The organism is Pseudorhodobacter sp. W20_MBD10_FR17 (assembly GCF_052119765.1).
Lineage (GTDB): Bacteria > Pseudomonadota > Alphaproteobacteria > Rhodobacterales > Rhodobacteraceae > Pseudorhodobacter.
On sequence record NZ_JBGQOQ010000003.1, the window covers coordinates 151737 to 165668 of the forward strand.

The window sequence follows — 13932 nt, forward strand, 5'->3', positions numbered from 1 at the left end:
CGGTTAGAAATCGTACTGAAAATTGGCGATGTAGCGCCGCCCTTTGACGGGTTTACCAGCACCTGCCGTTGTCAGTGGCACTGAAATTTCATTCGGGCTTTCGCGCATATCCTCTACCGCAGCGTCGATATGCAGCGTGTAGCCTGCATCAAACAAGCTATCTTGCAGATCCATCGCCAATTCCAAACTTTGCCCGGCGCCAACGCTTGCGCCGGTGATTCCCTGTACCTCGGCGGGATCATTGCCGGTCAGGCGCGCCCAGTCGGTCAAGTGCTTGTAATATTTCGTCTTGCCCCCCGCCATCCACATGCTGCCAGCATAGGCGCCCGACGCGTCAGTCACATAAATCGCCAAATAGGCACCACGGCCACCATATTGCGTAAGCTGTGTTGTCACGTTGACAATTTTGGCCTGTGCCACAGCGGGCATCGTTATCGCGGTTGATATGGCAAGCGCGGCAAGTAAAGATCTCATCTGCATTTTAGTCCCTTTGAAACAATATCGTGAGTATCAATTGGTTTTGACCCGTGGGGCCTGCCCCGTGGTGAACAGCCCGTTTTTGGGCGGTGTTATCGGGCCTTTGGTTGGTGCCGCATCGCAGGGGCGATTGGCATTGCCGCAGCCGTTTTCATCATCGTCATCGTCATCGTCATCGTCATCGCGATGATCGCCGTCGTCATCGCCGCTGATCAACCGCAGCCAGCCCACTTGCTGTACCTTTCGTTCTACGTCCCTACCGCCCGTTTCCGTTGCGTTTGGTGCCGTCTCTGTGGTTTGTTGCTGCGCGTAAAAGGCAAGGCGCGGCGTGGGCGTTGCATATGCTGTGGCGCCAAAAGTTATGGCCGCAAGAGCGGTCATTGCAGGAATGTTCATATTTGGTCTCCTCTAAACATGGGGCCGCTCTCCACGATTATGATCGCGGGCGGGCATAAGGTGAATTGCGAGGCTTTAGTCGTTCTCGTCAGTCGCTCTCGTCTCCGGCGCGATCATCGTCGGCGTCATGCTCATGCTCGACCACGGCCAAGGTTCCGGGATGCACCTTCACCTCAAGCTTGCGGCCTTTGGCATCGCTTCCGATAATCTCATAGCAGCCGTCATCAATCTTGATCCGCCGCACCTTCCAGCCGTTTTGTTCGGCCATACGGGCCACCGCATCGCGCGGCTGCCAATCGGTCATCGGCACGGCACAGCGCGTATCGGCCTGCGCCACTTCAGAGGCGAGCAGACATGCGGCAAGCGTTGCCGTCGCCAAAATTGGTTTCAGGGTTGAACGCTTCACTTGAAAACCTCCGACGTAAACTTCCATGACTTGCCTTATGCACGGCGAACCTGACACTATGCTGAAGTATTATAAAAAAGATGTTCAGCTAGCCGTCAGCTTGGGGCGCTAAAGCGCAGAACGACCGTGATGCTTTCGACTGCGGGGTAAGGAACCACATGCGCATTCTACTGATCGAAGATGATACTGTGATCGGGGCTGCCGTAGCCGAGCAGTTGAAAAGCGATGGCCATTCGGTGGATTGGGTGATGCGGATTGATGCCGCAGAAGATGCGGTTGCAAGTGCGGCGTTCGATTTGCTGTTGTTGGACCTGATGCTGCCCGATGGGCGCGGAATTCCGTTTTTGAAAACGCTGCGCAAGGCGGGCAGCAAAGTCCCTGTGATGATCCTGACCGCGTTTGACCAAATTTCGGACCGGATTGAAGGGCTGAACGCCGGTGCCGATGATTACTTGGTAAAACCCTTTGATCTGGCCGAGCTTTCGGCGCGGATCGGGGCCGTGGCGCGGCGGTATTCCGGCAATCCGAACCCTGTCGTCACGCTGCAAGATCTAACCATAGATATCGCCGCCCGCAGCGTTATGCGAAACGGCAAAACCATCGCCCTGACCGCGCGCGAATGGGTGCTGTTTGAGGCGTTCGTGCAAAAACCCGCGCAGCTCTTATCCAAATCGCAATTGGAAGAGCGGCTCTATTCCTTTGATCGCGATGTCGAGAGCAACACGATTGAGGTGCATATCAGCCGGTTGCGCAAAAAGCTGGGCGCACAGGTGATTACCACCGAGCGCGGGCTTGGCTATCGCTTGGGGCAAGGATGAAACCTGCCGCATCCATACGGGTACGGGCGGTTGTCGCTTTGTCACTGGTTGTGACGGTGCTGTGGTTGGCTGCTGCGGGCATCACCTCGCGGATGTTGACCACTGAAATGGGCGAAGTGTTCGATTCCGCTTTGCAAGAAACCGGCCAACGCATCTTGCAGCTGGCCGTAATTGATGTGCTGGGCCGCGAGGAAGAAGGCATTACCCAGCAGATCACCGCCCTTGACGCGCATGAGGAATACTTCACATATCTGGTCCGCGACAATATGGGGCGGGTTTTGCTGGCATCGCACCGCGCCGATCCAGCGCAATTTCCAAATTTCACGGAAACGGGCTTTCACGAAACCGACAGCTATCGCTATTACCAAGAGGCTGCGGTACGCGGCACGATTATCCTGACCATCGCCGAGCCGCTGGCCCATCGCCAAAGCGTGTCACGAGAATTGGCGATGGGGCTGGCGTTGCCATTGTTGGCGGTCATCCCGCTCAGCATTCTGGGCATCGGCTATGGGCTTGGGTTCGGCCTGCGCCCTTTGGGGCAGTTGCGTCGCCAATTGGCACAGCGCGACGCCAATGATCTGTCTCCCCTGCCCTTAGACACCTTGCCCGCCGAATTGCAACCTATCGCAGGGGCGGTGAACCAATTGTTCCAACGGCTTCAGACGGCGTTCGATGCCGAGCGCAGCTTTGCCTCGAACGCTGCGCATGAATTGCGCACCCCTTTGGCGGGCGCGGTCGTGCAGGTCCAACGCCTGCGCTTGCAAACGCAAGAACCCGAAACCGCCCGTCGCGCCGATGCGATCGAAGGCACCTTGAAACGGCTGACGCGCCTGTCGGAACGGCTCATGCAACTGGCCCGCGCCGAAGGGGCACAGCTGTCTGCCGCAATGCCCCATGATCTGCGCGTGGTATTGCGGCTGTTGGTTGATGATTTTTCCCACGGCCCTGATGCTGGCCGGATCGTTTACGCGGCCCCGGGTACGCCCGTGCTGTCTGAAATTGACCCTGACGCTGCGGCCATTGTTCTGCGCAACCTGATCGAAAATGCGTTACGCCATGGTGCTGATAGCCCGATCCGCATAGCACTAACGGCCGAGGGCTGGCTGCATGTGGAAAATGATTGCGCCGCGGTGGATAAGGCCATGCTGGCAGCCCTTTCAGGGCGTTTTACGCGCGGAGATGGTGCGACTTATGGCAGCGGCCTTGGCCTTGCCATTGTGCGCACAGTGGCCGAGCGCACCAATACCACCTATACGCTGGCCTCGCCAATACCGGGGCAAATGCGCGGCTTTCGCGCGTCTATTCAACTTGGCACCGGCAAACCTAGTACCGGCAGAAGAACCGCGACCACACCTATTTAAAGGAATTTTCTATGTCCGAGCCCTATCAATCTGCCCATGAAGAACTGCACTTTGTTAACCGAACCGGCTGGTTGCGGGCGGCTGTGCTGGGGGCCAATGATGGCATTGTTTCGGTATCGTCTTTGATCGTGGGCGTTGCAGCGGCAGACCCCAGCCCAACGGCGGTTTTGGTCGCAGGCGCAGCTGGCCTTGCGGCTGGGGCGATGTCGATGGCGGCGGGTGAATATGTTTCGGTCAGCTCGCAATCCGATACCGAGCGCGCCGATATCGCGCGGGAAAAACAGGCGCTGATTGATACGCCCGCAGCCGAGGAGGAAGAGCTTGCCTCCATCTACGAATCACGCGGGCTGTCTGCGCAAACGGCGGCACTGGTCGCACGCGAGTTGACAGAAAAAGATGCGCTGGCCGCCCATGTTCGCGACGAACTTGGCCTGTCCGAGATTCATGCCGCCAACCCGATGCAGGCCGCCCTTGCCTCGGGCATGACCTTTACAGCGGCCGCCGCCCTGCCCGTTATCGCCGCCGCACTGGCCCCCAGTGGCAACATTATTCCAACCGTCGTTGTGACAACCATGATCTGTCTTGCTGGGCTTGGCGCGCTTGGCGCACATGCGGGCGGCGCGCCAAAACTACCGGCGACCGTGCGGGTTTTGTTCTGGGGGGCTGCCGCTATGGCCATCACAGCCGGCGTTGGCTGGATGTTTGGGGTTAGCGTCTAACCCTATGGGGTAAAGCAGGCCCATGAAACAATACAGGATTGGGCCTGCAAAACGCCACCGAGAACCGGCCTATGGTTTTGGCGATGGCTCAGGCAAACGCCGCTTTCAGCGCGATTTCTACCATGTCGCCAAAGCTGCGTTCGCGCTGGTCGGATGGCAGCGCCTCATGTGTCACCAAATGGTCAGAAATGGTCAGGATCGCCAATGCCCTACGGCCATAGCGGGCCGCAAGCGTATACAGCTCGGCAGCCTCCATTTCTACGCACAGCACCCCGTGGCGTTGCATTTGCTCGGTTAGGTCGGGGCGCTCATCATAAAACACATCCGACGAATAGATCTGCCCCGCATGTGTGGCCACATCGCGGCCCTCGGCGGCCTTCCATGCCGCTTGCAACAAGCCAAAATCGGCGGTCGGGGCAAAGTTCAGATCACGGAAAATCCCGCGTGACGGCGTAGACATCGTACAGGCCGACATCGCCAATACCAAATCCCGCACCTTGATATGCGGCTGCATCGCGCCTGCCGAGCCGATGCGGATAAGCGTCTGCGCGCCATAATCGCGGATCAGCTCATTGGCATAGATCGACAAGGACGGCATCCCCATCCCCGAACCTTGGATTGTCACACGGTGGCCCTGCCAAGTGCCAGTGTAGCCCAGCATCCCCCGCACCTCATTCACCAGCTTGGCATCGGTCAGGAATGTCTCGGCAGCCCAGCGTGCGCGGTACGGGTCGCCCGGCATCAACACGGTTTCTGCAATCTCGCCCGGCTTTGCCCCGATATGAACAGTCATTTCAGTTTTCCTTTTAATATACCCCTGAATACAGCATGGCCTGCATGCATCAGCGGTAATTGTCGACGAAAATTCGGGTTAACTGGCCAGATGCCGCAGCCCTTGGGTTACATCCGTGCGAATCGCAAGCCGCAACCCCGGCTCATCGCCTGCTTTCAACGCGGCAATAATCAGCCTGTGATAGGGCGGCGCCTCATTCCGGCGCAAGCGACCATACAGCGCGCGCATTGTTGGCCCAAGCTGCAACCAAACGGTTTCCGTCAGCGCCAGCATCGCTGGCGCTTGGGCGCGCAAATACAGTGTGCGATGAAACTCTAGGTTGGTGCGGATATAGGCCACGGCATCGTGCTTCATCACCGCTTCGCTATTGGCGGCATTGATCGCGGCAAGCCGGTCAATCAGCGCGAAATGGGCCCGTGGCAACGCACGCGCAGCCAACTCGGGCTCAAGCAGCGCGCGGATGGCGGCCAGTTCCTCTATTCGTTCGGGGGTCAGCTCGGGCGTCGCCACGCGGCCCGATGAGGACAGCGACAATGCCCCCTCGGCCACCAACCGCCGCACAGCTTCACGCGCGGGGGTCATCGACACCCCGAAACTCCGCGCCAATCCGCGCAGGGTTAACGCCTGCCCCGGCGGCAATTCGCCGTGCATCACCTGCATACGCAAGCTGCGGTACAGCCGTTCATGCGCCGTGGCATTCGGATCCAAGGGTCGCGAAAGCGATGTCGAGCCTGTTGTCAGCATTGGACTGCCCCGTTCATGCGCTAAACCGATAGCTGTGCAGCGCGTGGCCTTCGGTTTTCAACCAATGGCGGTGGCGCGCGTAATCGGGCATCAAATCGGCGACAACAGCCCAAAACCGTGAAGAATGGTTCATTTCGGCCAAATGAGCCACCTCATGCGCAGCCACATAGTCCAGCACCAAAGGCGGCGCCATGATCAGCCGCCACGAATACATCAACCCCGCATCGGCAGTACAAGAGCCCCAGCGCGACCGCGTATCGCGCAGCGTCAGCGTGCGATAGCGCCGCCCGATCCGCTGGGCATACATATCCGATGCCTGCGCCAAACGATCCCGCGCGCGGTGCTTTAGATAGGCCGCTACCCGCACCCCCGCCCGCGCCGCATCACCCGGCACGTGCAGCTCATCCCCCGCGATCATCAGGCTGCGGCCCTTGCCCGGCACCAGACGCAGCACGCGCCCCTCAACCGGTATCTCTGCACCAAACCCCACCGAATCGCTGGGCACAACATTGACAAGCGCTTTGCGAATCCAGTCTTCCTGCGCGCGGATAAAGGCCATCGCCTCATCCTCACGCGCGCGGGGGGGCATCGACAGCGTCACCCGCCCGTCCAAGCGCGACACACGCAAAGACATCCGCCGCGCCCGCGCCGTGCGGCGCAGCGTAACCTCAACTGGCGGCGTTCCGGGAAGTATCGGCATATGTCCTTGATCCTTTGTCGCCAGCCCTGTGTGGCCTGCAAGATGCCCGCCCGTCGCGCCTGCCGCAAGCTTATTTGCAGCAACACAGCCCGGCAAACACGCCCCAAACCGCCAGAGCCAAGCCCGCCACCCGCCTTTTGCGTGCAAAAGCCTTTGACAGCAGCCGATAGCTGTGGCAAGCGACCCTTTTGCTGGAATTGCTGGGCCCATCACGGGCACCGATCTAAGCTCATAGAACAAGGGGAATATCATGCCCAAAGAAGAATGGGGCACAAAGCGTCTATGCCCTACCACAGGCAAGCGCTTTTACGACCTAGGCAAAAGCCCGATTGTCAGCCCCTATACGGGCGAAATCGTTGATATTGATAGCGCACGTCGCAAAGTCACCACATCCACCGCCAGCCGCCCAACTGCGGCCAAAGTCAAAGATGATGATGATGAAGTGTTGGTCGATGATCTGGATGCAGACGATGATCTGCTTTCGGTCGTTGATTCGGATGATACGGACGATGATGACGATGATCTGCTGGAAGATGACAGCGATGACACCGTATCGCTGGACGATCTGGCCGATGTCAGCAGCCCGGATGACGACAACTAAAACATCCGTTCGCTAATGGGCGGGCAGCAGGCGCTAAAAAACTGCGAACCACCTCGCAGTTTTTTCAATTGGACGATTTTTCCTCTTGCAGCGCCTGCCTTGCTCGCCTAAATAGCGCAAACAACGCGCAAATGTGTTGAAAGAAATGGGGTCATAGCTCAGTTGGGAGAGCGCTTGGATGGCATTCAAGAGGTCCACGGTTCGATCCCGTGTGGCTCCACCAAATCTCAAAAAAGCCGGGCTGATTGCCCGGCCTTTTGATTTTAATCTGATAGAAACGCCCCAAACATCAAAGATCGGCGGACCACTGTCCTTGCCCCAAAGCAGAAACCGCTTTGATAATCCGTGCAAAGCTGGCGCTTGCCCGATCCACCCGATGCCGCGCACGCAAATAGCCATGCACCAGCCCCGCCTCACGCAGATGCAGCGCCCGCCCGCCAGCGGCCAGAACAGCATCTGCATATAAGGCTGCATCATCGGCCAGCGGGTCGCATTCGGCGCTGATCGCCACGGTTGGCGGCAGGCCTGTGAAATCTTGCGCCTGTAGCGGTGAAAAGCGCGGGTCCGTTACCCTCTCGGCTGTGCCATCCGACCGAATCCTCGCATAAAACGCTACATCTTCGGCGGTCAACATCGGCGCATGGGCATGGGCGACCATACTGCCCGTGTTATTTGGTCCCCCAAAGCCGGGGTAAATCAGCACTTGCCCAATCGCCCCGTTCGCCGCACCCCCCGTCAGTGCGGCCACCGCCGCACACAGGTTTGCGCCAGCACTATCGCCCACAAGCACCAAAGGCTTGGTCGTTCGTGCCCCCATCTGCGCAGTGGCTACGGCCAAAGCATCCTCAATATCTTGGGGAAAGGGACACTCGGGCGACAGGCGATAGTCTACTGCGGTCACGTCAAACCCCGTGCCTACGCAAATCTCGGCACAGACATCATCGTGGCTATCCAGCCCGCCCACGACAAAACCCCCACCGTGAAAATACAGCACTTGGGCAGCGGCATCAGGCGTGCTGCGGTACTGGCGCAGGGAAATCGCGCGGCCCGCCTGCTGCAATGCGTTATCCTGCACCTCTACCCCCGCCGGACGCCCCGCATAAAATGCTGCACACATTTTATCGTAAACCGTGCGTTGCTGTGCAATCGTCAGGCCAACGGCATCGGGCGGATACCAGCTTTCGGTTTCGCGGATAAATGCCCAAGTTTGCGCATCGATCAGCTGGTCATATTTGGGGTCATAGGCCGTCACGGCATCACCTCAAACTTATCGACATCGACCATCCCGTGATCCGTGATTTTCAGATGCGGAATCACCGGCAGGCACAGGAACGCCAGTTGCAAGAACGGCTCTTCCAGCGTCACACCTAGCCCCCGCGCTGCGGCCCGCAGGTCTTCCAACCCCGTGCGCACCACCTCAAACGGCTCAAGGCTCATCAACCCCGCCACGGGCAGCGCAAGTTCGGCCAAAACGCGGCCGCCTTCGACCACGACAAACCCGCCTTCAATCTGGCCCAAGCGACTGACCGCCAGCGCCATATCGGCGTAATCAGCACCAACCACCGCGATATTGTGGTGGTCATGGCAGACAGTCGACGCAATCGCCCCGCGCTGCAAACCAAAACCTTTCACAAACCCAGTCGCGCGGTTGCCGTTCTTGCCATGGCGTTCGATCACGGCGATTTTCACCAAATCGCGGGCAATATCAGGGGCTTTATCGCCATCGCGTGGCGCGATGTCATAGGTCAGATGCTCTGTGATAATCTTGCCCGGAATGATTCCGATCACTGGCGTCTCTGTACGGTTGCCGCCAGTGCGGAAATCACTGGCCACAATCACCGGTGCTTTGACCGAGTTGCGCGCCACGGGCGGAATGGTTTTGCGCGCGGCAAAGGCGGCATCGGTCACCCGAACGCCACCTGCAAACACCGTCGACGCATGGCAGGCCTCTAGGCTGTCAATCACCACAATATCCGCGCGTTTTCCGGGCGCAATCAGCCCGCGATCCTTTAGCCCGAACGCCTCGGCCGCCGACAGGCTGGCGGCGCGGTACACGGCCAAAGGCGGCGCACCCAGCGCAATCGCCGTACGAATCATATAATCCAAATGCCCATGCTCGCCGATATCCAGCGGATTCCGATCATCGGTGCAAAACGCGATATAGGGGCTGTGGCGCTCGGTAATCAGGGGCGCAAGCGCATGCAAATCCTTGGAGACCGACCCCTCGCGGATCAGCACCCGCATACCTTTACGCAGCTTTTCTAGCGCTTCATCGGCACTCGTCGCCTCATGCTCGGTGCGGATGCCAGCCGCTATATAGCCGTTCAGCGCATTGCCGCGCAGCAAGGGGCAATGGCCGTCAATATGTCGCCCTTTAAACCCCTCTAGCTTGGCCATCACACCCGGATCTTGCATCAACACGCCCGGAAAGTTCATAAACTCGGCCAGCCCAAGGCTGCGCGGATGGTCCTTTAGCGGCAGAATATCAGCGGCCTCTAAAATCGCGCCGCTGGTTTCCATATGGGTCGAGGGCACGCAAGACGACAGCTGCACCCGAATATCCATAAGCGTCATTGAGGACGCCTCAAGGAAATAGTTAATCCCCGTCAAGCCGCAGACATTTGCAATCTCATGCGGATCGCAAATCGCGGTGGTCACACCCAAAGGCGTCACGCAGCGGTCAAATTCAAACGGGGTGACAAGGCTGCTTTCAATATGAAGATGCGTATCAATAAACCCCGGCACAAGGATTTTTCCTGTAACATCAATTACCTGCCTGGCCTCATAGTCGCCAAACACACCGACAATCGTATCGCCGCAAATCGCCACATCGGTTTCAACCAGATCGCCAGTGATCAAATCAAACACCCGCCCCCCCCGCAAAACTATATCGGCAGGCTCGGCGCCTTGGCCTTGGGCGATGCAGGCGGAAAGAGGGGCGTTGGTCATTTTGGTATCCTTTGTTTTGCCATAGCAAACCCCATGCGGCGGGCGGCGTCCAGCCCCCCCAACCTTGCCGCGCCCCTTGCATCACCGGCGAAAGAGTGGTCCATGTAAATTACCCCAAACCAAAGGCCGATCTCATGCGCCCCATGCGCGGTATTTTCTACAAAATCTGCTCGGTAGTGATGTTCATCCTGATGGCATCCCTCATCAAAGCCACCGCCGACCATGTCCCCCCCGGTGAGGCCGTCTTCTTTCGGTCCTTTTTTGCGATGCCCGTCATCATCGCGTGGCTGGCGATGCGTGGGGACTTGCAAACCGGGCTAAAGGCCAGCGCGCCGATGGGGCATATCTGGCGCGGCGTGGTGGGGACGATGGCGATGGGCCTCGGCTTTGCCGGCCTCGCCTATTTGCCATTGCCCGAGGTGACAGCGATTGGCTATGCCGCCCCGCTGCTGACGGTTATTTTCGCGGCGATGTTTCTGGGCGAAGACGTGCGGCTGTTTCGAATTTCTGCCGTGGTTTTGGGCCTGATCGGGGTGTCGATTGTCCTTAGCCCGCGCCTGACGGTCGTGCCGGGCCCGGGCAATGACGGGGCAAGTTTGGGTGCAATGCTGGTACTGGGCGGGGCGGTTTTTGCAGCCCTTGCACAGGTGTTCGTGCGCAAACTGGTGCTGAAAGAAACAACATCGGCCATCGTGTTTTACTTTTCCTTAACCGCGACAGTGCTATCGCTGGCCACTATCCCCTTTGGCTGGGTAATTCCCGCGCCGCGTGAGGCTGCTTTGCTGGTGCTCTGCGGGCTGTTGGGCGGTGTGGGGCAGATTTTTCTGACCTCCAGCTACCGTGAAGCGGATGCGAGCGTGGTCGCCCCGTTCGACTATGCCTCGATGTTGTTTGCCTTGGCGATCGGCTATTGGGTATTTGATGAGGTGCCTACCATGACCATGCTGATCGGGGCCTCTATTGTGGTCACGGCTGGCGTGTTGATCATCTGGCGTGAACGCAAACTGGGGCTGGAACGCGCCAAACAACGTAAGGCGATGTCGCCACAAGGATAACCCCCAAACCCAAGGCCACCATATGCGCATTTCCGTTTTCAGTGCCAAACCTTATGACATTGCGTCCCTTGGCCAAGCCAACGCCGAGCGTGCCTTTCCGCATGATCTGGCGTTCCTGGAGCCGCATCTTTCGGCGCACACAGCGGTTTTGGCCAAAGGGTCCGATGCCGTTTGTGCCTTTGTGAATGACACGCTAGATGCGCCTGCCTTGACGGCACTGGCCGATCAAGGGGTGCGGTTGATCTTGATGCGCTGTGCGGGGTTTAACAACGTCGATGTGGCCGCAGCCGAGCAACTGGGGCTGGCCATAGGCCGCGTCCCTGCCTATTCGCCCTATGCGGTGGCCGAACATACGATTGCCCTGATGCTGGGCCTGAACCGGCAGTTGCACCGCGCCCATAACCGCGTGCGAGAGGGGAACTTTACGCTTGATGGTTTGATGGGGGTTGATCTGCACGGCAAAACCGTTGGGGTGATAGGCACCGGCCGCATCGGGATTTGCGTCATTCATATTTTCAAAGGGTTAGGCTGCAAAGTTCTGGCCTATGACCCCTATCCTAGCGATGAGGCAATCGCAGCAGGCGCGCAATATGCGCCGTTGCCTGAGGTGCTTGCGCAGTCGCGAGTGGTGTCGTTGCACTGCCCGCTAACCCCGCAAAGCAAGCATATGATCGACGCGCCCGCCTTGGCCAAAATGCAACGCGGTGCGATGTTGGTGAATACCAGCCGAGGTGCGCTCATCGACACGCGCGCCGTGATTGACGCCTTGAAAACGGGGCAGTTGGGCGGCCTCGCGCTGGACGTGTATGAGGAAGAAGGCGATCTGTTCTTTGAAAACCTGTCAGGGCAGGTTTTGCAAGATGATGTGTTTGCCCGCTTGCTGACCTTTCCGAACGTGTTGATCACGGGCCACCAAGCCTTTTTCACCGCCGAGGCCTTGGAGGCCATTGCGCATACGACATTGGACAATGCCGATGCCATGGCCGCTGATGGCGCGCCCTTGCACCGCGTTACCGCCGATATGGTAGCCTAGGCCAAGTGCGCGCGAAATGCCGCCACAACTGTCTCATAAACCGCGCGTTTAAACGGCACGATTGAGGCGATCATGTCATCCGCGCCGATCCAGCGCCATTCGGAAAATTCGGGGTGATCGGTCGCGATGTTGATCTGATCATCGGTGCCTAAATAGCGGTACAGAAACCATTTTTGACGCTGGCCTTTGTACTTGCCGCCCCAAACCTTGCCCAGCAAATCTGGCGGCAGATCATAGGTGACCCAATCGTCGGTCTTGGCAATTTTCTCAACCAAGTCTGCCACAACACCGGTTTCTTCCCACAGCTCGCGCAGTGCGGCCACGCGGGGCTTTTCGCCGTCATCAATCCCGCCTTGTGGCATTTGCCACGCGGCCACGGGCGAATCCTTACGCTGGCCTGCAAAGATTTGGCCATGTGCGTTGATAAGCATAACGCCCACACAAGGACGATAAGGCAAGGTTTTGGACTGGGTCATCGGATAGGCCTTTTATGCGAAAAGGGGGCACATGACGCGCCCCCTTTGCCTAATATGTTTTAGATCAAGGCTTTACGGCAATCGCCGACAGACCTTTGAGAATATCAATCGCATAGGCCAACTGATAATCATCTTCACGCAGCTTTGCAGCTTCTTCGGCACGAGCGCGGTCTTCTTCCAACTGCTTACGCTCATCCTCGGTCATCGAGTCGTTATCAAGCGCCCCGCGCAAGGATGCCTCTGTGCGGGCTTTCACGGCTGATGCTGGCTCTTGCTCTTCCACCACGGGTTGGCGTGGTGGTTGGTTCACGATGATGTCGGGGGCCACACCCAGCGCCTGAATTGAACGGCCAGAAGGTGTGTAATACCGTGCCGTGGTCAGGCGCATCGCCCCTTCGCCGCGCAGTGGGATGATGGTCTGCACCGACCCTTTGCCAAAGCTTTTCGTGCCCACAACAATCGCGCGGCGGTGATCTTGCAACGCACCGGAAACGATTTCCGAGGCCGAGGCAGAGCCACCATTGATCAATACAACCAACGGCTTGCCGCCCGTCAAATCGCCAGGTGTCGCGTTGAAACGTTCGCCATCGGTGGTGTTACGGCCACGGGTTGAAACGATCTCGCCCTTTTCAAGGAAGGCATCCGACACTTTGATCGCTTGGTTCAGCAAACCGCCGGGGTTGTTGCGCAGATCCAGAACGACACCCGACACTTTATCCCAACCGCCCAGCTCTTCGGCCGATTTTTTCAGACCATCTTCAAGGCCCGGATAGGTTTGGTCGTTAAAGGTGGTCATCCGCAGCACAATTGTACTGCCAACAGTGCGCGCGCGCACCGCAGTTACCTTGATCGTATCACGAATAATTGACACATCGAACGGCTCGGGCGTACCGGCGCGCACGACTGTGATGATGATTTCAGACCCGACCGGCCCGCGCATCAGGTCAACCGCCGCATCCAACGTCAGCCCCGAAATTGACTCGCCGTTCACATGGGTAATGAAATCGCCGGTCTGAATGCCCGCCGCCGCCGCAGGGGTATCATCCATCGGCGAGACGACCTTAACAAAGCCGTCTTCTTGCGTGACCTCTATCCCAAGCCCGCCAAATTCGCCCCGCGTCTGTACGCGCATGTCGTCGAAATCTTTGGGCGGCATATAGCTGGAATGCGGATCAAGCGAGGTCAGCATCCCGTTGATCGCCGCCTCGATCAGCTTGTTAGTATCGACGTCTTCGACATATTCGCCGCGGATACGTTCAAAAATATCACCAAACAAATCAAGCTGTTCGTAAACGGTCGAGGTTTTTTTGGTCTCTTGCGCCAGCAAGGGCCCTGCGATCTGTGTTGTCAGCAAAATGCCTGCAACAGTGCCGCCCAAAGCAGCCATAGCGAATTTCTTCATTG

General features: G+C 58.4%; 16 protein-coding genes and 1 tRNA gene. 7 read left to right on the forward strand and 10 right to left on the reverse strand.

Annotated elements, in window-relative coordinates; genetic code table 11:
• Positions 1–3: 3 nt before the first annotated feature.
• From ACEN2J_RS03300 to ACEN2J_RS03310, 3 genes are all read right to left on the reverse strand, one after another.
• Positions 4–474: a DUF2271 domain-containing protein gene (locus ACEN2J_RS03300; protein ID WP_442103338.1), complete on the reverse strand. Its 471-nt coding sequence runs from the start codon at positions 472–474 to the stop codon at positions 4–6.
• A 36-nt stretch (positions 475–510) separates the two neighbouring features.
• Entirely contained in the window at positions 511–873 is a 363-nt protein-coding gene (locus tag ACEN2J_RS03305; RefSeq protein ID WP_442103260.1) for a hypothetical protein, read from the reverse strand.
• 88 nt (positions 874–961) lie between these two features.
• Positions 962–1264, reverse strand: coding sequence for a PepSY domain-containing protein (locus tag ACEN2J_RS03310; RefSeq protein WP_442103340.1), 303 nt, complete (start codon positions 1262–1264; stop codon positions 962–964).
• Positions 1265–1437: 173 nt separating this feature from the next.
• On the opposite strand from ACEN2J_RS03310, the gene ACEN2J_RS03315 reads away from it, so the two are divergent.
• Genes ACEN2J_RS03315 through ACEN2J_RS03325 form a run of 3 tightly spaced genes read left to right on the forward strand, consistent with a single transcriptional unit; the run spans position 1438 to position 4177 of the window.
• The gene (locus ACEN2J_RS03315; protein ID WP_442103261.1) at positions 1438–2097 is read left to right on the forward strand and encodes a response regulator transcription factor; all 660 of its coding nucleotides are present in this window, start codon (positions 1438–1440) and stop codon (positions 2095–2097) included.
• Positions 2094–3458, forward strand: coding sequence for an ATP-binding protein (locus ACEN2J_RS03320; protein ID WP_442103262.1), 1365 nt, complete (start codon positions 2094–2096; stop codon positions 3456–3458). Before ACEN2J_RS03315 ends, ACEN2J_RS03320 begins: the two co-directional genes overlap by 4 nt.
• Before the next feature lie 11 nt (positions 3459–3469).
• Positions 3470–4177, forward strand: coding sequence for a VIT1/CCC1 transporter family protein (locus ACEN2J_RS03325; protein ID WP_442103264.1), 708 nt, complete (start codon positions 3470–3472; stop codon positions 4175–4177).
• Between the two features lie 88 nt (positions 4178–4265).
• Here the strand turns inward: ACEN2J_RS03325 and deoD are convergent, their stop codons facing one another.
• The 3 genes from deoD to ACEN2J_RS03340 form a co-directional block, all read right to left on the reverse strand.
• On the reverse strand, positions 4266–4970 hold the full coding sequence (deoD, locus tag ACEN2J_RS03330) for a purine-nucleoside phosphorylase (protein ID WP_442103266.1): 705 nt from the start codon (positions 4968–4970) through the stop codon (positions 4266–4268).
• A 78-nt stretch (positions 4971–5048) separates the two neighbouring features.
• On the reverse strand, positions 5049–5714 hold the full coding sequence (locus ACEN2J_RS03335; RefSeq protein ID WP_442103267.1) for a GntR family transcriptional regulator: 666 nt from the start codon (positions 5712–5714) through the stop codon (positions 5049–5051).
• 13 nt (positions 5715–5727) lie between these two features.
• The gene (locus ACEN2J_RS03340) at positions 5728–6414 is read right to left on the reverse strand and encodes a M48 family metallopeptidase (protein WP_442103269.1); all 687 of its coding nucleotides are present in this window, start codon (positions 6412–6414) and stop codon (positions 5728–5730) included.
• A 250-nt stretch (positions 6415–6664) separates the two neighbouring features.
• Here ACEN2J_RS03340 and ACEN2J_RS03345 point away from each other — a divergent pair, with 250 nt between their 5' ends.
• Positions 6665–7015, forward strand: a complete 351-nt coding sequence (locus ACEN2J_RS03345) for a TIGR02300 family protein (protein WP_442103270.1) — start codon at positions 6665–6667, stop codon at positions 7013–7015.
• 147 nt (positions 7016–7162) lie between these two features.
• Positions 7163–7238: transfer RNA gene (locus ACEN2J_RS03350), tRNA-Ala, on the forward strand.
• Between the two features lie 66 nt (positions 7239–7304).
• Here ACEN2J_RS03350 and ACEN2J_RS03355 read toward each other — a convergent pair.
• Both ACEN2J_RS03355 and ade read right to left on the reverse strand, forming a co-directional pair.
• Positions 7305–8267 (reverse strand): alpha/beta hydrolase fold domain-containing protein, encoded by a 963-nt coding sequence (locus ACEN2J_RS03355; protein WP_442103272.1) that lies wholly within the window; start codon positions 8265–8267, stop codon positions 7305–7307.
• Complete coding sequence (ade, locus tag ACEN2J_RS03360) at positions 8264–9964, reverse strand: adenine deaminase (protein ID WP_442103274.1); 1701 nt, start codon at positions 9962–9964, stop codon at positions 8264–8266. Before ade ends, ACEN2J_RS03355 begins: the two co-directional genes overlap by 4 nt.
• 134 nt (positions 9965–10098) lie before the next feature.
• Here ade and ACEN2J_RS03365 point away from each other — a divergent pair, with 134 nt between their 5' ends.
• Together ACEN2J_RS03365 and ACEN2J_RS03370 are read left to right on the forward strand one after the other, a co-directional pair.
• Entirely contained in the window at positions 10099–11019 is a 921-nt protein-coding gene (locus tag ACEN2J_RS03365) for a DMT family transporter (protein WP_442103275.1), read from the forward strand.
• A 22-nt stretch (positions 11020–11041) separates the two neighbouring features.
• Positions 11042–12052 (forward strand): 2-hydroxyacid dehydrogenase, encoded by a 1011-nt coding sequence (locus ACEN2J_RS03370; RefSeq protein ID WP_442103277.1) that lies wholly within the window; start codon positions 11042–11044, stop codon positions 12050–12052.
• Here ACEN2J_RS03370 and ACEN2J_RS03375 read toward each other — a convergent pair.
• Entirely contained in the window at positions 12049–12528 is a 480-nt protein-coding gene (locus tag ACEN2J_RS03375; RefSeq protein ID WP_442103279.1) for an RNA pyrophosphohydrolase, read from the reverse strand. The genes ACEN2J_RS03370 and ACEN2J_RS03375 overlap by 4 nt on opposite strands.
• A gap of 64 nt (positions 12529–12592) precedes the next feature.
• Positions 12593–13930, reverse strand: coding sequence for a S41 family peptidase (locus tag ACEN2J_RS03380; RefSeq protein WP_442103281.1), 1338 nt, complete (start codon positions 13928–13930; stop codon positions 12593–12595).
• Positions 13931–13932: the final 2 nt, after the last annotated feature.